General features: G+C 56.7%; 19 protein-coding genes. 2 read left to right on the top strand and 17 right to left on the bottom strand.

Features of this window, described 5'->3' with window-relative positions; translation table 11 throughout:
- Positions 1–14 precede the first annotated feature (14 nt).
- The 6 genes from HBJ59_RS30590 to HBJ59_RS30615 form a co-directional block, all read right to left on the bottom strand.
- The gene (locus HBJ59_RS30590; RefSeq protein WP_167665703.1) at positions 15–1,154 is read right to left on the bottom strand and encodes a Fic family protein; all 1,140 of its coding nucleotides are present in this window, start codon (positions 1,152–1,154) and stop codon (positions 15–17) included.
- Positions 1,155–1,257: 103 nt separating this feature from the next.
- Positions 1,258–1,425: a hypothetical protein gene (locus tag HBJ59_RS30595; RefSeq protein ID WP_167665704.1), complete on the bottom strand. Its 168-nt coding sequence runs from the start codon at positions 1,423–1,425 to the stop codon at positions 1,258–1,260.
- Between the two features lie 268 nt (positions 1,426–1,693).
- The gene (locus tag HBJ59_RS30600) at positions 1,694–2,026 is read right to left on the bottom strand and encodes a hypothetical protein (RefSeq protein ID WP_167665705.1); all 333 of its coding nucleotides are present in this window, start codon (positions 2,024–2,026) and stop codon (positions 1,694–1,696) included.
- Positions 2,027–2,260: 234 nt separating this feature from the next.
- Entirely contained in the window at positions 2,261–2,896 is a 636-nt protein-coding gene (locus tag HBJ59_RS30605; protein WP_167665706.1) for a hypothetical protein, read from the bottom strand.
- Between the two features lie 3 nt (positions 2,897–2,899).
- Positions 2,900–7,492, bottom strand: a complete 4,593-nt coding sequence (locus HBJ59_RS30610; protein ID WP_167665707.1) for an RHS repeat-associated core domain-containing protein — start codon at positions 7,490–7,492, stop codon at positions 2,900–2,902.
- A gap of 205 nt (positions 7,493–7,697) precedes the next feature.
- Complete coding sequence (locus tag HBJ59_RS30615) at positions 7,698–8,570, bottom strand: WYL domain-containing protein (protein ID WP_076014121.1); 873 nt, start codon at positions 8,568–8,570, stop codon at positions 7,698–7,700.
- Positions 8,571–8,692: 122 nt separating this feature from the next.
- Here HBJ59_RS30615 and HBJ59_RS30620 point away from each other — a divergent pair, with 122 nt between their 5' ends.
- Positions 8,693–8,926 (top strand): hypothetical protein, encoded by a 234-nt coding sequence (locus tag HBJ59_RS30620; RefSeq protein ID WP_102369980.1) that lies wholly within the window; start codon positions 8,693–8,695, stop codon positions 8,924–8,926.
- 52 nt (positions 8,927–8,978) lie between these two features.
- On the opposite strand, the gene HBJ59_RS30625 is transcribed toward HBJ59_RS30620, so the two are convergent.
- The 8 genes from HBJ59_RS30625 to HBJ59_RS30660 form a co-directional block, all read right to left on the bottom strand.
- Positions 8,979–9,875: a hypothetical protein gene (locus HBJ59_RS30625; protein ID WP_076014119.1), complete on the bottom strand. Its 897-nt coding sequence runs from the start codon at positions 9,873–9,875 to the stop codon at positions 8,979–8,981.
- Positions 9,875–10,615: a DUF3944 domain-containing protein gene (locus HBJ59_RS30630; RefSeq protein ID WP_076014118.1), complete on the bottom strand. Its 741-nt coding sequence runs from the start codon at positions 10,613–10,615 to the stop codon at positions 9,875–9,877. The genes HBJ59_RS30625 and HBJ59_RS30630 overlap by 1 nt, the downstream gene beginning before the upstream one ends.
- A gap of 44 nt (positions 10,616–10,659) precedes the next feature.
- Positions 10,660–11,304 carry an OmpA family protein gene (locus tag HBJ59_RS30635; protein WP_167665708.1) on the bottom strand — a complete coding sequence of 215 codons (645 nt, stop codon included), beginning with the start codon at positions 11,302–11,304 and terminating at the stop codon, positions 10,660–10,662.
- 10 nt (positions 11,305–11,314) lie between these two features.
- Entirely contained in the window at positions 11,315–13,267 is a 1,953-nt protein-coding gene (locus HBJ59_RS30640) for a hypothetical protein (protein ID WP_167665709.1), read from the bottom strand.
- A complete protein-coding gene (locus HBJ59_RS30645; RefSeq protein ID WP_167665710.1) occupies positions 13,264–14,514 on the bottom strand; it encodes a hypothetical protein in 1,251 nt (416 codons plus the stop codon). The genes HBJ59_RS30640 and HBJ59_RS30645 overlap by 4 nt, the downstream gene beginning before the upstream one ends.
- A gap of 19 nt (positions 14,515–14,533) precedes the next feature.
- Complete coding sequence (locus tag HBJ59_RS30650; RefSeq protein ID WP_167665711.1) at positions 14,534–15,478, bottom strand: ATP-binding protein; 945 nt, start codon at positions 15,476–15,478, stop codon at positions 14,534–14,536.
- A 200-nt stretch (positions 15,479–15,678) separates the two neighbouring features.
- The gene (locus HBJ59_RS30655; RefSeq protein ID WP_167665712.1) at positions 15,679–16,035 is read right to left on the bottom strand and encodes a MerR family transcriptional regulator; all 357 of its coding nucleotides are present in this window, start codon (positions 16,033–16,035) and stop codon (positions 15,679–15,681) included.
- Positions 15,974–16,618, bottom strand: a complete 645-nt coding sequence (locus HBJ59_RS30660; RefSeq protein WP_076014112.1) for an NAD(P)H-dependent oxidoreductase — start codon at positions 16,616–16,618, stop codon at positions 15,974–15,976. Before HBJ59_RS30660 ends, HBJ59_RS30655 begins: the two co-directional genes overlap by 62 nt.
- A gap of 402 nt (positions 16,619–17,020) precedes the next feature.
- Here HBJ59_RS30660 and HBJ59_RS30665 point away from each other — a divergent pair, with 402 nt between their 5' ends.
- A complete protein-coding gene (locus tag HBJ59_RS30665; protein WP_017476274.1) occupies positions 17,021–17,332 on the top strand; it encodes a DUF6124 family protein in 312 nt (103 codons plus the stop codon).
- Positions 17,333–17,455: 123 nt separating this feature from the next.
- Here HBJ59_RS30665 and fic read toward each other — a convergent pair whose 3' ends face one another.
- The 3 genes from fic to ppa form a co-directional block, all read right to left on the bottom strand.
- On the bottom strand, positions 17,456–18,577 hold the full coding sequence (fic, locus tag HBJ59_RS30670) for a protein adenylyltransferase Fic (RefSeq protein ID WP_167665713.1): 1,122 nt from the start codon (positions 18,575–18,577) through the stop codon (positions 17,456–17,458).
- 506 nt (positions 18,578–19,083) lie between these two features.
- Positions 19,084–19,860 (bottom strand): XRE family transcriptional regulator, encoded by a 777-nt coding sequence (locus HBJ59_RS30675; protein WP_076014109.1) that lies wholly within the window; start codon positions 19,858–19,860, stop codon positions 19,084–19,086.
- A 214-nt stretch (positions 19,861–20,074) separates the two neighbouring features.
- Positions 20,075–20,602: an inorganic diphosphatase gene (gene ppa, locus HBJ59_RS30680; RefSeq protein ID WP_003176323.1), complete on the bottom strand. Its 528-nt coding sequence runs from the start codon at positions 20,600–20,602 to the stop codon at positions 20,075–20,077.
- Between the last annotated feature and the right edge of the window lie 46 nt (positions 20,603–20,648).

Genomic DNA, 20,648 nt, shown 5'->3' on the forward strand with positions numbered 1-20,648 from the left:
ATTTGCCTTGTAAATCAATCGCCTTGGGTGTTGATTTGATAGCGGGTGCTGCGGCCGCCGCCAGGTAGCCGAACCAGGCAGTTTTTTTCCAGAAGATCGGCCAGATGTCGGGTCGCCGTGGCCTTGGACACTTTGGCCACTGCCTGATACAGAGCCGCGCTGATCCCGTGCTCAAAGCCCTTTTCGCCACCGTCGAGGAGGCGATTCAAGACTTTGGTCTGCTCGGCACTGAGTGCGTGGCCCCGATGCCGTTGCCAGAAGCGGCTTTTGCCCAGCACCCGGTCAATCCGCGCCATGGCCTGTTGCAGGCTAAGAAGCAGTGTTTGCAGGAACCACTCAAGCCAATCGGTGACATCCAGCGTGGCCTTTTGACTGGTTTCCAGTGCGCGGTAATAGCCCGCCCGGTCTTCAAGGATACTCGCCGACATGGCGTAGAAGCGGATCGCTTGGTTCTCGGCTTGGGCAAGCGCGAGGTCAGTAATAGCCCGCGTCAGACGACCGTTACCATCATCGAAGGGGTGCAGGGTGACGAACCAGAAATGCGCCAGGCCTGCACGCAGCAATGGGTCAAGGGCCGCATGATTCCGGCTGGCTTCAAACCATTCGATGAAATCGTCCAGCGACTGATCTAGCCCTTGGCGGGGTGGGGCCTCGAAATGCACAGTGGGTCGGTCCAGTCGTCCCGACACGACTTGCATGGGCTCATCGCCCCTTAAGGTTCCTACGTTCAACCCGTGCGTGGAAAGACGGGTTTCCTCGGTGGGAAACAACCATCGATGCCAGTTGAATAGACGGGTGAGGGTAAACGGTTGAGCAAACTGTTGCGTGGCGTCCAGCATCAAGTCAGCCAGGCCCTCGCTACGTCGGCTCACGGAACCATCTTGCAATTGCTCCAGGCCCAGGCGTCGGGCCAAAGAGGAACGTACCGAGCCCACATTCAGTTGCTCACCCTCGATTGCCGAGGAGGTCAGAATGTTTTGCAGCAACGCATCCAGTTCGTTTTCTGAACTCTGTGCCTGGCTGACCGAACCCAGCATGCCCAGCAACTTTCCTTGCGCCTGCGTGCACTCTCGCAACAACGCTGCAAGGCGCTCTGGTTGCCAGTGAAAGTGCGGCCAGTCGGGTTGTTGCCAGATCCAGTATGGGTGATCCATGTAGGTATGCTCGGTGTGTGAGCCGAATAGAAGGCTTATTCGGCTCATTTGGTGAGCCGATTGTGTGAGCTATTCGGCTCACTGTCCAGTCAACTGCGAACGATCAAGATGCGATGGGTGAGGGCAAATCCTGGTCACCGCTGATGCTACGCACGCGGTTGCGCCGGGAGTGGTCGATGGTTAGGTTATTGGCGATGCGATAGAGAAAAGCGCGAACGTCGCCGATCTTCGCGACTTCGCTGTTGATCTGGTGGATGAAGGCGTCATGCATAGTCGTTGGCGATTTCGCGGCAGTTTACTCTGCGGGTGAAGTAGGCCAGGAGTTCACTGCGGTGACGGCGGTGGAGCGGGCCGAGGTTGCGGTTGCGAGGGGAGTCGGGCATGGCAGGGCGGCATTTGTGGGGGAATGGTTGAGGTGGGGGATGGTAGAGCGATGAGATTTTCCGCAAAAAAGGATGAGTAGCCTGAGCAGATGTTGTGAAAGGAGCATGCTTACTATTGGTCGCTGTGCAGAGCGTTGGTAATTGGGTGTGGGGGTGTCAGAAAAAGAAGAATATGCCTGTATTATTTTCCAGCGCTGTATTGGTGAGTTTTATTAGTTTTTTTAATAGGTCAGGGTTCTCGGGGATTGCCGCGATCATTAGGATTTCGAGCATGTTCGTCAGTTCGGTAACACTCTGTATACTTTCATCTTCATAGTCGTCTATTAGTTTTCCGAGTTTTGAATTTATGTTTTCAATGATTCCTGATTTAGTTGGTTGTTGGTATTCGTCTTCGCTCAGGTTCAGTTGTTCTAGTTTGTTCTCAGGGCAAACGTCCAAGTCTAGAAATTTCAAGGCCTCTTGGGTCAAAGGTACAGTTATCAGCTTCATTAAAGCGGTTCCTTTTTGAAGTATTTCTTTTCAGTATGCTTCCAGCGCAAAAGGCTTGTTTGCATAAAAAAACTACCCATGTCGCGCAAGCAAGTAAGTATGAACTCAATTCCCGATAATATTTTCAGTGCTTTCATTTCAGTTGGAATTATATCTTTGTTCTGCTCTAGCGTGGTTGTTTGCTTTTATGGGTTTTATGTTTTGGTGAACGTTTCTGGTTGATGGGGCTTACAGCTATGAAGAGCTCTGCATATACTCGTAAATGCCGCTTCTTGTTATTTCTTTTATTTCTATCTCATTAACTTTAGATAGAATGAGGTTTTTATGGTTTGAGTGGCATATTAACTGAATGGCCCCGTAAGTCTCTCCGTCAAAGAAACGGGCAGATAAAATTGAACGGTCGGCTAATATCAGTCTGAAGTCATTTGTGGTTGATATGTAATCAAGAGCGCTTAATCTTTTCCAGAGAGCAGCTGTTTTATTGTTTTGTGTCATAAGCTGTACTACGCTCCTAGTGCCGCCCAGAGTTGAGGGATCTATTTCCGTAGCGGGTGTGTTGAGGTGCCTTATGTACGAATATACTTCCGTTATTTCATTTTTTTTAAAGACGTCTTCAGGTCCGGCATTTTTTGCGAATTCTTTTAATGCTAGATACTCCTGGGTCTTGCTGTAAGGCTTTATTCCATGAGTACCCCATTGAACTACTGCTGGCCAAATCTCCTTTAGTGACAGCTCAAGCGAACACCAAGATGGCCATGCGTCTATGAGATCGTGATTGAGTAAGGTGACTGTTAGGAAGTCCTTGTCGTCGCTGTGGATAACCTGATCCCAAGGAAAGATACCGTCCTCACATGTAAATACTGTTTCCATTGATCATCTCTTGAAGTAAGTGTGTGAGTCGTCACCAATGGCTAGAGGTACTTTTAGCCCTTCTATGGTAACTTTAGTATTGAAGTGTGGTCCATGATTCCCTGTTACATGACCTAAGGAGTGCTCGCGAATTTCGATTGTCCGATTCTTCAATTCAAAAATATATACCCTTCCTTGTATGTAACGATCCTGATCTGTAATTGTCTCTCGATACACAGTTGTAGGACGCTGATTTTTTTGAATTCCTGCAATTTTTTTTGCCCTCCTGAATGCCCCATTTCTTGAGAGCTTACTATCGGATCCTTTAGGCGGCTCTACGTCGCCTTCGTTTACCTTGGCTTTGCTCGTGGGATCTTCAGCGCGGTGCGTCGGCTTACATCCATCCCCGCCCGGACAGTTATTCAACCCCAACGGATCCACCCACCCCGTCGGGTTGGGCACGTACTGGTATCCGTTCAGGCCGCCCGCCAGCTTCACCGGATCGGGCGTCAGGTAGCGGCCAATGTCCGGATTGTAGTAGCGATGGAGGTTGTAGTGCAGCCCGCTTTCGGGGTCGAAGTATTGGCCTTGGAAGCGCAGCGGGTTTGTAACGGTGTTGACGTCGAGCTTGGCGATTTGGCCGTAGGCGCGGTAGTGGGCGGACCAGACGATTTCGCCGTCGGGCGCGGTGAGTTCCTGTGGGGTGCCGAGGTGGTCGAGTTGGTAGTGGAAGGGTTTTGATTCTTCCGGACCGTAGCCTTTCAGCAGCGCTAACGGGCGGAAGCTGTTGGGTTCGTAGAGGTAGCTTTGGTGGTGATCGGCGCTGTGTTCGGCGATCAGCGTGTCGCCTTGCCAGAAAAATTCGGTGGTCTGGCCATTTAGGGTTTTGGCGATACGGCGGCCAAACGGGTCGTAGCGGTAGCTGGCCTGTGTGCCGTCCGGTTGGGTGACGGCGATCAATCGGTGTTGGCAGTCGTAGCGGTATTCGGTGAGCAACTGCTGGGCACGGCCCCGACGCTCGCGTAGGAGGTTGCCGAAGGCGTCGTAGTCGTAATGACGGTCGCCTTGCATTAACAGGCGGTTGCCTTTCACGGTGCTGGGGCCAACGCGGTCTTGCATCAGCAGGTTGCCCGCCGGGTCATGGACGAAGCGTTCCTGCAGGTCTTGCGCGTGGTTGGCGCGTGTCAGGCGGTCGAGTGGGTCGTAGTGGTAGTCGTGCTGGCCTTTGCGGGTGTCGAGGATGCGGGTCAGGTTGCCGCGTTTGTCGTAGTCGTATTGGCGGCGCTGGTGGCGTTGTTCTTGTTGGGTGATGGCGTGGGCGTGCAGGCGGCCCTGGTCGTCGTAGTGGTAGTGGCTGAGGAGTTGGCCTTGCTGGCGCTGGTGTTCACGGCCGGATTTGAACAGGTGCGAGGTGAGCAGGTTGCCGTTGAGTTCGATGGTGGCAAGGTCGCCGCCTTTGTCGTGGTGAAAGGCCAGGCGGTTGTTGTCGGGCAGGCGCAGGTAGTTGAGTTGCCCGCATTCGTCGTAGCGGTAGCGCAGCGTCCCCCAGCCCTGGTGCTCGGCAGTGAGGCGGTTTTGCAGGTCGTATTCGTAGTGAAGCGGCCAATTACCGTCGTCGACGCTGAGGAGATTGCCGAGGCGGTCGTAGGTGTAATCAACCGTGCTGCGGTCGGGCAGGGTTTTTCTTACGAGGCGCCCGGCAGCATCGCGCGCATAACCGGTAACCAGCTGACTGCCGTCATCGCCGTATTCGGTCTTTTCCAGCAGGTGCCCGGCAAGGTCATAACCGTAGGCAGTACGCCGGCCATCAAACCCGATTTCCTGCTGGATCAGGCCATTGGCGTGATAGTCGAGCCGATAGGTTTCCCCAGCCTCGTTTTCAATCTCGGTGAGTAACAGCCGGACATTGTCGTAGCGGTAGTTGAGCTGCGTGCCGTCCGGATTAATCCGACGGCTGATCAGGTGCAGACCATCGGCATACTCATAGCGCGTAACCCGACCCAGCTCGTCGCGCTCGGCAGTGATTTTTCCGTACGGGTTGTAGCTGAATTCGCGAGTGCCACCGCCCGGCTGAATCACCTTCAGCAAGCGACCCACGGCGTCCCACTGATACTGGGTCAGCGCGCCATGCTCATCCTCGCAAGCCACCTGTCGCCCCAGGTCGTCATAGCGATAACGCCGCATTCCACCATTCGCCAGCTTCTCTTCGGTGAGCTGGCCACGCTCATTCCAGATCAGCCGCTGGCTGCTGTTATCCGGATACCAGACGCCGGTGAGCTTTCCGTGTTGGGTGTAGGTGTATTCGGTGTAGTTACCGTCCGGATCAGTCTTACGGGTGATATCGCCTTGATCGTTACGCTGGTATTTCCACACCGCGTCACCACGGCGTACAACCCGTACGAACCCGTTGTCATGCTCGTAGGACGTGGGTGCATCGTCACCGGGAAACAGCGCAATCAACCGACCGGCTTCGTCGTACTGATAAGCCGTCACCGCTCCCAGCGGGTCCTGCTCGACCGTCAGGCGGCCTTTTTCATCGTAGGATTTGAAGTGCTGCGCGCCGTCCGGATCGATCCGCTGCACCAGCCGTGCGCGCTGGTCGTGGACGTAGACTTCCTGGCTGCCATCGGCGTTGTGCACGGTGACAGTGCCGTTGTCGTCCCACACATACCGCGTGTCCATCTGGGAAAAACTGGCCCAGTGGCGGACACACCTTGCAGCCTTGCCAGACCGTTCCCACTCCCAGAAGAAACTTGCCCCACCGGCCAGTTCCCGCTCCAGGATCACCTGTTGATCGTCGTACCGATAACGTTCGTTTTCGCCGACAGCGTTGGTCGCTTCGATCAACCGCCAGGCATCGTCGTACTTGTAGGCAACAACGTTCTGCTCGGTTATCCAGCCAAGTTCCCGCTGCACCTGATAGTCGACCGCGACGATATGCCCGCGGTCATACCGCAGCAGCAATCCCTGACCAACTTGGTTATCGATCCGCTGAATCCGCCCGGAATAGTCGCGGGAAATGCGCAACCGGTTGTCATACGCATCGCTGATCGACGTCAGCACACCGTCGCGGAAGTGATAGAAAAGCGAGGCCTGAGCCAGTACCAACTCATCAGGCAAAGCGCCCAGATAAATCGCTGCTTCCGCCAGGCTATTGGTGATGGCTGGCCGCGCAGCAGAGGGCAGGGGGAAGGTGGTGCTGCGGTTTTCGTGATCGGTCCATACCACCGATTCGCCACTAACCACCAACCGCTGCGCCAGCGAATTACTCCAGCCAAACCCCAACCCGCAATCCACTTCCACTGCACTGCTGCGATACAACCGCGTCCAGGCAAACGGCAGCACACCTTCCAACGAGCCGTCTGTGAGGGTCAGCAGCTCCTCCCCTGTAACCATCGAAACCGGGCAGCCATTGGTTGCGGTCTTATCTGCGGGAGCGGCCGCGTCACCGCCGGGGTTCTTCGCAGAGGAGGGAACGTCATCGACATGCGCTTTCTCGCGAACCGCCGTGTTCTGACGCGGCCCCCAGCGCATCTGCACGCCACCCTTTTTCAAACCCTCAACAGCGCCCCGAACCGCCACGGCCTTATAGCGATTCGCTGCCCCAATAAAGCTCTGAAGAACTCCGAAAATACCCTTCACAAACTCAATGGCTGCCTCAACAATCCGAGCGCCATACCTGAGCGCACGTGAACTCAGATAAGCGATGCCCGCCGCCGGCAAAACAACCGTCAGCAACGCAGCCACCAACAAGTCGATCAGCAGCGACACCACAAACCCGGCCACCGCCTGGGCGGTACTCCCGGCAACTTCACTGGGCGGCAACGCCGACAGCCAAATCATCGCCGTGCGCAACATCAGGTACAGCGCCGCCTCATCACTGGCCAGCAGCATCGCCTGTTCCATAACCTTTGGCGCAGTGCGAGCCATCTCCATCAATTCGCTGGCTTTCGCCCCCAGGCTTTCAAACAGCTGGCCGGGATCCTTGAAGATCTCCTGCACCTGCTTGATGGCGTCCCACACCCCGGTGATCGCCGCCCAACTTCCCGCCAGCACGCCATTGCCAATCGCACTCGAAGTGGACCTTTCCCAATGCGGCCGGAAACCACTCCATTGCTTGCGCAGCCAACTTTCCAGGTCAGCAGTCAAACCGTCGTAAGACGAAAACAGCGCCTCGACCTGCTCCTGCGAAACCCCACCCTGCACCCGCACCCGGTAACGCTTGCCAGCCACGCAGTGGTGAAAACCTTTCCCCTGTTCATCGAGCATGACCACGGTTGAACTGCCGTCATCCAGCCCAATCACCTCAACCGGAATACCTCCCAGCGGCACGTCATACACCGACTCGAACTTGCTCTCGATCTCCAGTACGCCACCCACCTCACAGCGCACCACCGTCGAGAAGTTGTCATCGGCCTTGCTCACCGACTTGCTCGAATCCCCCACCCGAATGATTCGGTCCATTCCCAGCAACGACGGCAAATCCGCTGCATGGCTGACCTTGTCCAGCGCCTGCGAATACCAGGCACCCACCTGCTGGCGATACACCGCCAGGCTCCGATGGAAGCCATCCAGTTCGTGTTCGATATGGGCAATGTGGGACGAAGAAGCAGTCATCCATGACGTCTCTGCAAAGAGGAGGCGTCGGAGTCTGCAACAGCAAACTAGGGCCTGGACGAGTGGTCCGGAAAATCAGATTGGGCTTACGGGGAGGGAGATTTTTTCCGTGTCGAGCCGCTGCCCGGCACTACGTAAAACGGCGATTCAGCTTATTGATTACCGCGTTCTCCCCAGCATTGCGCCGGGGAGGAGCCGGTGTCGATCAATCGTACAGCCACGGCTTCAGCTCTTGCAGGTTCTTCACCACGATCTGCTGGGCTTCGGGTTTAGGGTCCAGGTTCTTCGGATCGATCTGATAACGCTGCAGGACATATTTCACCAGCGCCTGGCGACTAGGGATTACCAACTGCCCGTCGACCATGCCGAAGTCCGTCTCGATGATCGCCCGCTGGGTCGGCGACAATCGCTGGTCGGGTGCTATCACCAGGTCCACTGCGGTCTCCCAGACCGTGTCCTCGTCGATCAGGTTTTCCGACTTGTCCAGCAACTCCGGCTCGCCCCTCAGGCGGCTGAGCACAAAGTCACGGTACTTACGGTTCTTCTCGCAGTAAGCCCGCACATGCCAGCGCATACCCGTGTACACCAGGGTATGAGGCGCAATCAGGCGAATCTCCGGCTCCGGGTTGGCCAGGGAAACGTACTCGGTTTCCAGGCGCAGCCCCTCGCGGCAGGCCTTGAGCAGTGGGCGCAAAATCTGTGGCCGAATGCTGCGGTCAGGCACTTCCAACACCTTGGTATGGGCATAAGCCAACGCCAGCCCTTCAATGTGCGGCGCTCGTTCATTGTTCTGGTACAGCAGGTGCAAATAGGCGCTGGCGCTGTCGTCGATGAACCTTGGCTTGAACAGTTTGCTCGGGACATAGCCCTTGAGCTGCTTGTCATATGTCAAGTTTCGGGGCGCATGCTCGTTGATGTACGTGTTGATGTCCTTCGACGCCTGCTGCCGGCTGATGCCGAAGCTTTGGATCAAGTGCCCCGTGGTCAGGCGCCCTTCCCACCAGGCGACTGTCTCGATCAAGCGATAGCGAAGTGCCAGGTCCCAACGTACTTGCTCAATGGATTGCTTGCGTTTCATGACCCCTCCCATGTGTGCCATTACTTTACCTGTATCTGTCCACAGTATGGACCTGTAATCAAAGGCTACATATCGTGTGGCTGTCTTCGGGATTGCCCGAAGCTAAAAAAAGGAAAAAGGACATGGGTATGTCGGAGTTGATTTCGACAGGTGCGTTGGTGTTGATCGGTGTGATTCTGCTGGTGTTGTTGATGCAGTACCTGCGGCTTCGGGAGATCTGGAAGTTTGTGATGGGCTGTCGCACCGCGACACGCTGGGCGAAGATCCGGGAGATGGAGAATCGTGAGTTAAAGCGGGCGTTGCGGGCGGAAAGGGCGCGGGTGGCCGAGCTGCGAGGAAGGCTTGAGGTCACGTGAGGCTATGTATACCCCAATCGCTTGCGGGCAAGCGATTGGGGTTGGAGCCACATTAAGCAGCCTGGAGCACCGCCATGCGACCGTTGGGCAGCGACAGTAACAACCGGTTTTCTTCCGAGTCGATCAGCTGTTTGGCTCGGTGTTCGATGCGGTGGAAGGTTTCAGCTTTATCGCCGATGCTGCCGCGGACCAGTTGGCGATGTTGGTCATTGAGGAAGCCTTTATAGAGCCCAATAGCGCCTTGATAGCGCTCGGAACCATCCTCCAGAATTTGTTGTGCCAACTGCGGTTTGCCGACGCGAGCGGCCAGCAGGTACTCGGTGTGCATGCCCAGCGGCATGATTTCCAGCATCATGTGAGCGAAGTTAACCACCAGCTCATAGTGCTTGTTGGTCAGCTCGTTGCTGTTGTGCGCAAGGTTCAGAATGTTATCGATGAACGACAATGCGTGGTTGCGCTTGGCGGCTGCCGTGGCCAGAAGCGGGTAGGCCACTTCCTTGATTTCATGGGCCAGGCTGCGGTCTTTCAGCAGCGTACGGGCGACCTCTATGGCGCCGATGTAGTCGGTGACCTTGTCCATGTAGTAGATGATGTTTTGCGAGTGCAGGTCTTTGGATATTTCGTCGACAGTGCTCTGGATCTTATCGAGCTTGGCGGCCAGGTATTTGGTCTGGATGATCAGGGCGCCGAGGATCACGCACGTCGAGGCAGCCGCAGCCAGGACCGTGGTCATTTGTGCGGCTTTGATCGCCTCTTCAGCAGACTTGATCAGCGTCTCCTTGAACGGCAAGTGCTGGATGATGCCGGTCTCGCCGCTGCCTGCTTTCCAGTAGGCCACGCCGTCATGGATGACGGCTTTGCCCTGTGCCAGCGCATCCAGCAGTTTTTTGGAGAAGGCGGACTCATCGAGCACCCAGATTTTTTGCAGCAGGTCGGCGGCAGCTTGCATTAGAAACGGTCCTCTTTTTCGTATTTTCGGCGCATGTAGGCGATCTGGATAACCGCCGGAATCGTGACTCGGTAGGCGGCGCCGCTGAACATCGGAATGGTAATGGCCAACGCCGCTACCGGCCCTGCGAAAGCGGCCACGGCGCGCCCGCCTATCAACGCAGCGGCGCCGCCTGCGCCCATGGCGGCAGCGCTACCGAAGAACTGGCGCGCGGAGGTCGCGAGCCACGCCGACCACTCGAACGAGCCTTTACCGCCTGAGCTGATCGCCTTGATGATGGCCACTATCGGCATCGAATCAATGGCGTCTGGCAGGTTCATCGATTCCATGGCCTTGTGTTTTTCAGCATCGGACATGCTGTCCCAGGACTGTGCGACCAGCCGTTCGATCAGCGTGTTTTCGATGTCATAGGCCGACGCTTTACTGTCGTATTTGGCTTTTGCCTTGTCGCAGACGTCGCTGAGCATTTCCCGGTACAAAACACCCTGGCGGCGGAACAGGTTGACGATGGAGTCACCGGCAAAATGCTGCAGCTCACCGGCGACCAACTTCCAGCATTGGCGCCATTGGTTCGGCTGTCCCTCAAGCTGTTTGAATTGCGGGTCGTCGGCAATCTCGCTGGCCACGCGTTTTTCGCCGTCGTCATCGAACATCAGGTACTTGGCCAGTTGGCGGATGTCGTCCTCTGTGCAGTACTGGAGAAACGCCAGGTCATCATCCGGTCGGTAGGTGATACCCATTGCTGTAATCCTTTGTCTGTAGTGAAAAGTGGGGTGAAGCCTGCCTAGCGATCTTCCTGAATCACCCAGCGCACTTCGATACGCCGTTGTTGTGCGTCCTCGGGGGCGATGCCGGGAATGGGCTGGGAGTCGCCGTAGCCGGCCACCACCACGCGTTTTGCGCTGGCCGTGTCGAGGTCGCCGATGATCAACTTGCGGGCCTCTCGGGCGCGTGCGGCGGACAGAGTGAAGTTGTCGTCGTATACCGTGCAAAACGCCTCGAAGTTGGTCACTGGGCGTGATACGGGCAAGTTGTCGGTATGGCCTTCGATATACACTTTTCCGCTGCTGAAGGTGGCCAGGAAGTCAGCGATACGCGCCTCGATACTGGCGAACGCCAGTTTGGCCTGATCAGTGACACAGGCGCTGCCGCGGCCGAAAATACCGTCCCGCAAGGTCATCTTCTGCGCGTTGATGTCCAGCACAACCAACCCGTCGTTATCACTGGTTTCCAGCGAGGCCTTGAGTTGGCTGAGAATCGCGCCAACCTTTTCGCGTTGTGAGGTGCTGCTTTTTTCCATCTCCTGCTTGTGCTTGAGGTCGGAGTAGGTCTTTTGCAGCACCGACATCACCAGTAGCAACATGACCACGGCCATGACTCCGGCCATCAGGTCAGCGATGGACACCCATTCATTTGGTTTGTCTTTCATGGGGAAACCTTCACGCCTCTACGGCACTGAAACTCGAGGGCTTGAGGCGCGGGGCGGGGTTTTCAAGCCGCTCTACAATCCGTTGCAGCGGGGCCTGCAGTTGGCCAATCGCGTGTAACTGTCGCTCGTCGTCGGCAGCCGACTTGAGTGCGAGCAGGTGCTCGTCCAGGCGCTGCAGGCTATGCCCGATCATCTCGACCCGGCCTGCGACGGTATCCATTACCGGTTGCAAGGGGCTGGCGTGTTGGAGCTTTTGCAGTTCAGCGACGAGTTCCTCGATTGCGACGGCGCTGCGGGCGGCTTTTTCAGTGACGTCCTGGAATTTAGAATTGACGGCGATCATGCCCCGACTGCTTTCCGACACGGCCTTGAGCCCAGAGACAATGCGTTCACGCAGGTCCCCGACCAGGTCGGTCATGCTCCCAATATTTATGTTCAGGTTTTCGCTGGTCCCCAGGAATTCGATTTGGGCATTCTTCTGGATTGCCATCGAGTCTTCGTTTGACTTCTGTATCTTGTCCATCGTCTGGCCGACGCTACTGGACAGGTTGGTGACAGCTGTTGAAATACCGCCGGTGGCGTTGGCCATGGTCGCGGACATAGTGGCCATATTGTCTGTGAAGCTGTCTCCCATCTGGCCGATGGTACTGCCCAAGTCTTGCTTGATACTGCCCAGTACATCGGCAACACCATCCTTGAAACCACCGATAGCCGACTGCAGTTCCTTGGCTGACAGGCCCACATCGCTGGCAGCACCGGCCATCTGCGTGGCCGCCTCGGAAATCGCTGCCAGGTTGCTGATATTGGCCTCCATATGCTCCAGACTTTTTTGCGCGGCATGGGCGGCCTTGAGCTGTTGCTTCTGCCCTTCGTTGTTCTGTTGCTGAGTGCTGGCGGTGTCGCGCAAAGCCTCCAGCGCTTGCTCGGCGTGGGTGTTGAGGTTCTGAACTTCGGGCAGCAGGGCTTGCTGCAGATCCTGAACTGCGGAGTGGGTCGCGCTCGCCGTGATGCCGTGTTGCTGCAGATGCGTGACGGTTTCCAGCAGGGCATCGCGTGCCTGGTTATTGCTGGTGTTAAGCGTCTGCACCTCGGGCAACAGGGCTTGTTGCAGGTCCTGGATGGCCGAGTGGGTCGCACCCAGCGTGACGCCGTGTTGATGCAGGTGAGTCAGCGTCTCTTGCAGCGCATCACGAGCTTGGGCGTTGCTGGCGTTGAGGGCCTGCATCTCGGGCACCAGGGCCTGCTGCAATGTCTGGACAGCCTTGTGAGTGGCAACCTGGATGGCGCCAGAATGCTTGTTCAGTGTGCATTGGGTTTCAAGCAACGCGTGATTTGCTTGCCCTTGGCTGACCAGTGTCTGGTCAATCCTGCCCAAGGCCTCGATCAGTGCATATTGGGTTTGCTGGCGTTCCTGCTGTTGTGCCAGGCGGCTGAAGTCGAACGCGGCTTTCATCTTGCCGACACACCAACGCAGGCGTCGCTCCTCGTAGCCATTGCGGGCCGACCACGCCTTGAGCAGCAGGAAAGCCATGATGCCCCAGGTGGATGTTTTGAACTTGGTGCCCAAGCCTTCCATCATGTCCATCAGGTTGGCCATGGCATTGTCCATGCCGCCCCCGGCATTGGCTTCGAGCAGGATGGTCGAGGCCTTGTTCAGGGCGATACCCAAGCCGAGGAACGTACCGAGCAGCCCCAGGATCAGCAGGATGCCGGGCATGATGTCCGCGAGCTTTTCGCCTGGGCTGGCCACGGCAGCACTGATCTCATTGACCGAGCCGTGTTCCACGTCCAAGTCATCGACTTGACCGTTGCCGTTCCATCGCTTTTCCCAGGACTCGGAGGTAGCGCCACGCCATACGCCGATCAGCGTCGCGGCGATCAGGACCAGAAACAGGCCGCCAAAAAACAGCTGTATGGGGTCGTTTCCCGGGATCAGGAACGCGATGATTTCGTCGAACTTCACGCCACCACCTCGACCAGCCTGGCCGCTCGGGCGCGACTGGCTTCCTCAAAGATATTGGCGAAATCGATTATCAGGAACTGCTCGGACTCGCTGAGCTCCTCCCATTGCTTACCGTGCTGGGCACACTCGATGATGATCATCCCGGCTGCGCTGCTGTCTTCGAGCAGGTATTCCTTGTCGGCGAAATCCTCGGGATTTTTTTCCAGCATCTGCAGGAAACCTTCGGCGGCAAACACGTAGCTGCGCATTTCATTGGCGCGTTTGCGCTTGCTGTCCATCTGGGCTTTGAGGGCCGGCACCTTGGCCTGCAGGTCGGCCAGTATCGCGGCCTCTTCAGCATCCAGTTCAGACAGACGCTGGCCGATTTCCAGGCGGCGCAGCAGCACCTGATCCTTGGCGATGGCTTGGCTCTGGGCTTTCCATTCCTGCTCCATGGTGTCCAGGTTGCAGCCCCAGGCCATGATCATTTCTTCGAACACGAACGGGATCAACTTCTGCTGGAAGCGCGCGTAGATGACTTCGTCCAGGCGTTGGGTGTCGGCGTCGCTGATGCTCGGAGTTTTCTTCAGCAGCTCGGCGCCGATCTCCATCAGGAACAGGTCGTCGGCATTGATAACGTGGATGTCTTGCGCCAGCATCAGGCGTTTTTCGGTGTCCTTGAGCAATTTTTGCGCGGCACGCAAGCGCAGGTAGTGCTCAAAGTCCTCAATGTTGTTGTTTTCCATGACGTGAGTGATGCGCGTATTGAGCTGTGCATAGCTGGTAATCAGGCTGGCCAGGTCGATGGCCTTGGCGGCATCACCGCGCACCTCGCTGCGGGCCTCGCGGAAGGTTGCTTCGTGTTCTGCCGCGGTGGCCATTTCCTCTTTACTGAGGTTTATGTCGTGCAGGTCCTTGGCTCTCTGAATGACCCAGTGAATGGCGGCATCGAGTTTTTTCGCCATGGCGGTCTTGTCCCAGGCCACCAAGGCATCCAGCGCTTTGTCGAAGGCCGCGATGGCTCCGGCGACCCAAGGAAAGGCGGGCAACGCGGCCGAAGTCCATTGCACGGCGAGCTTCAGAGCCGGCTGTACGACCTTTTCAATAAAGGGCTTCACCTTCTGCCAGACGCTTTTGACTGTGCCGACAAACGTCTCAGCCTTTTCTGCCATCAAGCCGATAGCTTCTCTGGCTACTTCCTTAGTCTTTTCCCAGGCCGACGAGGCAGCTTTTTTGATGCCGCCCCACATTTTTGAAAGAATTCCCATGACGTTGCTCATTATTAAGTTATTGAAGGCCTAGCAGGCTTTTGGCACGGGCCACGTCCTGCTCGCTGTGTATTCGGGTGGGAGGCGGTGTTGCTACCTGGAGGTGACTGGTCAGGACTTCATCGATAGCCGCGTGCAAGTGCTCGGCGTGCAGGCACGGGGCCCCGCCGGTTTTCTCGGCGGCAAGAAACGACTTGGGCAGTGCCAGGCGCATGCACGTGCGGATTTCTCGGCCAGATAGCCCGTCGGAACGCAGACTGGCACTGTCGATCAACGCTCCGCGCGGCCCGGCCAGCGGAATCTGCGGCACCAGAAAGCGCTCCCAAAGCTGTTGCCGGGCGCCCAGGTCGGGCAAACAGAATTCGACGTGGTAACCGATCCTGCTGCGAAAGGCCTCGTCATAATTCTTGGCAAAATTAGTGGCAAACACCACGATGCCCTCGAAACGCTCCAGCTCGATCAGCAAGGTCGAGCGCATGGCATTGACCTCGTTGTCCACGCCCTGGGTGACGGACGACAAGCGCTTGCCGAGCAACGTGTCGGCTTCATCGAAGAACAGCAGCGCCCCGGTTTGCCGGGCCTGTTCGAAGGTCGCCTGAATGTTCTTGGCCGTATCGCCCATGAACTTGCTTTCCAGCTCGGCGATACCCAGTGCCATGAACGGCAGCCCAAGCTGACCGGCGAGTGCCTCGGCACATAAGGTCTTGCCGGTGCCGGGCGGGCCATAGAAGTTCAAGATGGCGGTCATGCCCATCGGGTCTACGGCAGCAAAGCCCCAGTCCTGGTAAATTTTCGTATGAAAGCGCAGGCGCGCCAGGCACTCGTCCAACTGCAGCCGGGTGCGCGCAGGCAGCACCACATCCCGCGAAAGGTTGAAACGCGCTTCGCGCAGAGGTGTTTGCAGCGCAGGGGGCGTCGCCTCCGATAAACGCCGGTGGGCGATCGAAGCGGGAAGATCAGTCATGGGAGAGCCTGGAGTGAGCGGGGGCCGTTAGGCAGATACAGCAGAGCCTTGGGCCAACAGAGCGGATCCTTCGCTGTGACATGGTAACTGCCTTGTACTGCCGGGCCTGGGAGGTGTTGTCAATTGGTTAGGAGCCTACTACAGGGGGTGGCTAGTTGCTACCACCCTTTAGGCGAAGGTCATTCACTGGCAACCGGACATTACTCAGGCTGACAGTGACCGGTCCAGTTCGCTTCAAACTTGACCAAGTCCGTATACACCCGTTGGAGAGTTTCAATCTGATGGGACAGTTGCTGTTTTTTGTCTGCAATCGCTTTATTTGCCTTATGCCAAGGCAGCTCATCGCCCTGCGCGTTATGCAGAATGCCCTGCAGTTCCTTGAGCTTGAAGCCCAGCTGCTGGGCGCACTTGATAAACATCAGAAGCTCAACGCTTTGTGCTGAATAGATCCGATAGCGGCCCTCCCGCTGCGGCGGCGGCAACAGGCCGATTGCCTCATAGTGACGAATCGCCTTGATCGTGGTGCCCGACAACTGAGCAGCTTTGCCGATGTACATGAAAAGTCCTTTTCCCTAAGAGAGTACTGGCCTGTTGTAGCCATCGGTCCCGTTGCTGTGGCGTGGAGCCGAGTACCGGTCCGAACAACAGCGTCTTGATCGGCTGGATGCCACAAAACTCCAGCGTCGTCTTGCGCATCTGGTGCAGCGCGGGCATGCGGTAGAACCACCTGTAATACCACGGCGGCGTGTCCAGGGTCACCAGCAAATGCGCGGTTCGGCCCTTCAGGAGTTTGTCGGGGAAGGCGTTGCCTTTGCGGTATTTGAAGGCGAAACCGGACAGGAAAATTCGGTCGATAAACCCCTTCATCAACGCCGGGATGCCACCCCACCAGATGGGAAAAACAAACGTCAGGTGATTGGCCCACAGGATGTCGGATTGGGCGCCGAGCAGGTCGGGTTCCAAGGGTTGGATCAGGCTGTAGCCATTGTGGAGGATCGGGTCGAAAGCCAGGTCGCCCAGGCGCAGGACGCGCACTTCGTGGCCGGCTGTTTTGGCGCTGGTGATGTAGGTGTCGGTGAGGGCGGAGCAGAAGCTGGTGCTGGAAGGGTGGCCGAGGATGACCAGGATGCGTTGGCTCATGGCGGTGGAGTCCTGAAAATTGGGGGTTCAGGGTGAGGTGTGACCTTAGGGGGAGAGTCAAGAAGTGGCAGTGATTGGGAATGGCCAGGAAGACTCATCCCTTTCATTTGCAGGACGTTTCCTAGAGAATTCCAAGCGCTTGCGCCAGCAAAATCCCGCGACTAGTCTGCGTTCCGTCACCGCATATTCGGTGATCGGGTTTAGTCGCCCGGACAACGCTAGGCGTACAGCGCCATCTCAAAGCCAGGTATTTATCGCCTGCACTTTATGGTGGCTGTGCGCAGGGCACCTTCGGGTGCGCCGGTGCCTAGCGGCCGGTCGACTAACCTGCGTACAGCTGCCACCTTCTGATCGTTTAGTCGCGAGAGGTTAGTGGTTCAACTCACTGCTAGGAGTTCTACCATGGTCAAAGTTACCCCCGATCCACCCGCATTCCATAAAGCCTTACTCCGCGACACTGATGCCTCACGCCGAGTGATTGATCGCTACCTCAAAGCGCCGGACGCGCAGCCTTCACCCACCCCGTTTACCGTTGATGACGAACTGAGTTTCGAAGATGCGCTGGCCCATGCTGCCGAGTTGCTGCATTGCGCCGTGGCGACCGCCCAGGCGTCGACCGAGCCGCTGAATGGCGCGCAGCGGGCAGTCATGCATTTGGTGGAGATGTCGAAGGTGGTGGTGGATAGGGCGTTGGATTGCTTGCAGCCGAGGTGAGGATCCTAAGCCGACACTGAGGTAACGACGCATTTGGTCAGCAACCTACTGACCAAATGCTGATCATCACGGCTCAGGGGCGCAGATCCCGGCAGACAATTGTCATCGAGTAAAGCTGTCCCCTCAGGCGTATGGCTTGAAGTCGTTATTGTCGCGACTGAGTAACTGCATCAGCTTGGGATGGATGAAGAGCTTTTCCTTGCCAACCTGAACCTCTTGCAGAACGCCGATGGCGACTAGCTCTTTGAGGTAACGGGAGGCTGCTTGACGCTGGGCAATCTGTTTGTCGACGACGTTGCTGATGCGGCAATAGGGCTGTTCGAAAATAACGTCCACCAGTTCGCGGGAATAGGTTTTCGGCAACTGCTCGCGAACGAACTGTGTGGTGTGTTCGGACAGGCTGCGGATGGCGGCAATTTTGGCACATGTCCAGCGTGCGGTTTCTTCTACTGCGCTAAGCATGTACAGCAACCAGGGTTCCCAGGCTTGTTCACGAGTGACATCAAGCAACAGGCGGTAGTAATCGGCTCGATGGGCAATGATGTAACGGCTAAGGTAGAGAATCGGTAGATTCAGCAGGCCTTCCTGGATCAGGTACAGGGTGTTGAGCACTCGCCCGGTACGGCCATTGCCGTCGGTGAATGGGTGAATGGCTTCGAATTGATAGTGACTAACCGCCATACGTACCAATGGATCCAGGTCGGTCTCGTTGTGCAGGAAGCGCTCCCAGTTGGCGAGCATGTCACGTAAGCGATCTTCGCCTTCCGGTGGGGTATAGATGATCTCGCCGGTTCGGTCGTTGGCTAGCTGGACTCCTGGCACCCGGCGTATATCCATGTTCACGCCTTTAAGCGTGCGGCAGATTTCGACTGCAGTACCGGTGGAGAGTGGGCGTTCGGCCAACGATTGATAACCCTTCTGCAGGGCTCTGCGGTAGCGCAGTGCTTCCTTGGTCGCTGGGTCGGCATGGCTATCTCCATTCTGAGCGTGCTGAAAGAGCAGGTCCGTGGTGGTGACGATACTTTCGATCTCCGAGCTATCCTTGGCCTCCAGCAATGGAATGGTGTTGATCAGCATTGTCTGGTTAGGGATCAGCTCAGCCGCTTGCTTCAATTCGGCCAGGGCTGTGCGGGCCTCAATGCAGCGTTTGAGCACTGCATGGGTTTCCAGAACAGTTGCCGGTGGCAAAGTGGGAAGCTGGTTGTAGGGCTTGTCAGCCTGCCAGGGAAGGTGGGATGCGGTCATGGATGGGGCTCGGTCTTTGACTTATCCGTCTAAAGGTAAGAGGGGCTCATCAGGGCGCCCTTTCGTGGCGTCAGTGTAAACATGTGTGCACTACGTGTCGCTATATTTTGATTTCTGCGACACGTCTTGACGTCATGTCGTTGGTAACGACAGGTATGCGAAACGTGTTCTTGGAGCGGGCTTTTAGCGACGTATCAGGCGAATGTCCTGAGGATGGAAAAGACGGCTTGCGTGCCTTGGAGCGGTTGGCGCGTTCTCAAATAGCTCGATGCTTGGCAGGTGTAGTGCATTTCTTCCAGGCATTAAAAAGCCGGCTTGTGGCCGGCTTCTCGGGGACTGGTTCAGCTTATTTTTGGTAAACCTCACCAGCCTTCAAATCGTTCACCCAAACTCGCGCCCGGGTGATAAGGGGCATCAGCGGGAACTCCTCCGCATCGCCAGGCAGGGCGGACCGGCTTCACGCCAACCCCCTACCAAATGTGCGGCGGATAATACCCACATTCGCCTCAATTTCCCAGCTTCGGATCCGATTTAGAGCCTTCGTAGCCCAATAAATGCTCATCCAGCGGCACTGGTGGTCGGCGGTTATTCAGTGTCGCCCACCAGAACACCCAACCCAGAATCTCAAAGTTCTGCTCGTGCCGCTGTTCGTAGGTCAAAAACTCGTCCGGATGCTCGGCGCTGTTGTGGCTGCGCATCCGCAGGCCGCCTCCGGGGCGGTTGTAGAGGTATTTGATGCGCAGCATTCCGTCGTGCTCTACCGCGTAGATTTCGCCGTCGATGATCTGTTTGCGGCCACAGTCGATCGCGAGGGTACTTCCGTCCTGGATGATGTCGATCATGCTGTTGCCAACCATGTAGGCACCGAGTGCCCGCTCCGGGTTTACGCCGATGGTTTCAAGGGCGTGCAGGGAGAGGCGGATGCTTTCGGTTGAGGTGAAGGTGGGATGGAGGGGAATCTCCACATCGATTTTTACCGGGCCAGAGACCGGGTGGGTGATGTAGTTGCCGCTGTTTTCGCGGGCAATACGGTGTGAGACGTCTAAATCGGTTCCTTCCAGTAGGTAGTTAGCGGGTGGATGTTTGGGGCCTTCGCCTGTACGCAGCCATCGGCTGGTGACGCACAACAGTTCTGCGAACTCGTTGAGCCGGCCCATGGGGACGCCGCGTTTGAACCAGTTGTTTACGTGCTGAGGCGTAACATTGCGGTTCTTGGCGAAGTCGGAAGCGGAAAGATGAACTTCCCGTAATAGCGCTCTTAAGCGATCACCTGATGTATTCATAAACGCAGAGTTTACTGGCCGTAAAAATAGATCAAATAAACCATGCGTTGAGTTGCCGTATGTAGGTGTTTCCTTATTGAGGGAGTGTTCTACCGGATAACTAAGCTAGTTAAACAGTAGCTGTAAATGTGTTTATTAAAATGCTCGGATGTTTATATTTTTCCCACAAAAAAAGCCCCGATTAATCGGGGCCTTTTTAAAACGAGTAGCGGTATCAGCCTTTGTAGGCAGCGACCGACTTCATGATCTCGGCGCGGGCGGCGTCTGCGTTGCCCCAACCGTCGATCTTCACCCATTTGCCTTTTTCGAGGTCTTTGTAGTTCTCGAAGAAGTGTTTGATCTGTTCCAGCAGCAGTGGCGGCAGATCGGTGTATTCCTTCACGTCGACATACAGCTGGGACAGCTTGTCGTGTGGCACTGCGATAACTTTGGCATCGCCGCCGCCATCGTCAGTCATGTTCAGGATGCCGACCGGGCGTGCGCGGATAACCGAGCCTGGGGTAACCGGGTAAGGGGTCACGACCAGCACGTCGAGGGGGTCACCGTCGTCTGCCAGGGTGTTAGGGATGAAACCGTAGTTGGCCGGGTAGAACATCGGGGTGGCCATGAAACGGTCAACGAACAGGCAGTCGCTGTCTTTGTCGATTTCGTATTTGATCGGCGCGTGGTTGGCCGGAATCTCGATGGCGACGTAGATGTCGTTCGGCAGGTCTTTGCCAGCCGGAATCTTGCTGTAGCTCATTGGGCGTTGCCCCCGTAGTTGGCCATGGAACATGGCCGGATTGGCC

Source organism: Pseudomonas sp. AN3A02, assembly GCF_011765255.1.
Taxonomy (GTDB): domain Bacteria; phylum Pseudomonadota; class Gammaproteobacteria; order Pseudomonadales; family Pseudomonadaceae; genus Aquipseudomonas.

Excerpts from the sequence above, each read along its gene's own strand:
- HBJ59_RS30590 (WP_167665703.1), bottom strand. The coding sequence starts at position 1,154 with ATGGATCACCCATACTGGATCTGGCAACAACCCGACTGGCCGCACTTT.
- HBJ59_RS30595 (WP_167665704.1), bottom strand. The coding sequence starts at position 1,425 with ATGCATGACGCCTTCATCCACCAGATCAACAGCGAAGTCGCGAAGATC.
- HBJ59_RS30600 (WP_167665705.1), bottom strand. The coding sequence starts at position 2,026 with ATGAAGCTGATAACTGTACCTTTGACCCAAGAGGCCTTGAAATTTCTA.
- HBJ59_RS30605 (WP_167665706.1), bottom strand. The coding sequence starts at position 2,896 with ATGGAAACAGTATTTACATGTGAGGACGGTATCTTTCCTTGGGATCAG.
- HBJ59_RS30610 (WP_167665707.1), bottom strand. The coding sequence starts at position 7,492 with ATGACTGCTTCTTCGTCCCACATTGCCCATATCGAACACGAACTGGAT.
- HBJ59_RS30615 (WP_076014121.1), bottom strand. The coding sequence starts at position 8,570 with ATGAAACGCAAGCAATCCATTGAGCAAGTACGTTGGGACCTGGCACTT.
- HBJ59_RS30620 (WP_102369980.1), top strand. The coding sequence starts at position 8,693 with ATGGGTATGTCGGAGTTGATTTCGACAGGTGCGTTGGTGTTGATCGGT.
- HBJ59_RS30625 (WP_076014119.1), bottom strand. The coding sequence starts at position 9,875 with ATGCAAGCTGCCGCCGACCTGCTGCAAAAAATCTGGGTGCTCGATGAG.
- HBJ59_RS30630 (WP_076014118.1), bottom strand. The coding sequence starts at position 10,615 with ATGGGTATCACCTACCGACCGGATGATGACCTGGCGTTTCTCCAGTAC.
- HBJ59_RS30635 (WP_167665708.1), bottom strand. The coding sequence starts at position 11,304 with ATGAAAGACAAACCAAATGAATGGGTGTCCATCGCTGACCTGATGGCC.
- HBJ59_RS30645 (WP_167665710.1), bottom strand. The coding sequence starts at position 14,514 with ATGGGAATTCTTTCAAAAATGTGGGGCGGCATCAAAAAAGCTGCCTCG.
- HBJ59_RS30650 (WP_167665711.1), bottom strand. The coding sequence starts at position 15,478 with ATGACTGATCTTCCCGCTTCGATCGCCCACCGGCGTTTATCGGAGGCG.
- HBJ59_RS30655 (WP_167665712.1), bottom strand. The coding sequence starts at position 16,035 with ATGTACATCGGCAAAGCTGCTCAGTTGTCGGGCACCACGATCAAGGCG.
- HBJ59_RS30660 (WP_076014112.1), bottom strand. The coding sequence starts at position 16,618 with ATGAGCCAACGCATCCTGGTCATCCTCGGCCACCCTTCCAGCACCAGC.
- HBJ59_RS30665 (WP_017476274.1), top strand. The coding sequence starts at position 17,021 with ATGGTCAAAGTTACCCCCGATCCACCCGCATTCCATAAAGCCTTACTC.
- fic (WP_167665713.1), bottom strand. The coding sequence starts at position 18,577 with ATGACCGCATCCCACCTTCCCTGGCAGGCTGACAAGCCCTACAACCAG.
- HBJ59_RS30675 (WP_076014109.1), bottom strand. The coding sequence starts at position 19,860 with ATGAATACATCAGGTGATCGCTTAAGAGCGCTATTACGGGAAGTTCAT.
- ppa (WP_003176323.1), bottom strand. The coding sequence starts at position 20,602 with ATGAGCTACAGCAAGATTCCGGCTGGCAAAGACCTGCCGAACGACATC.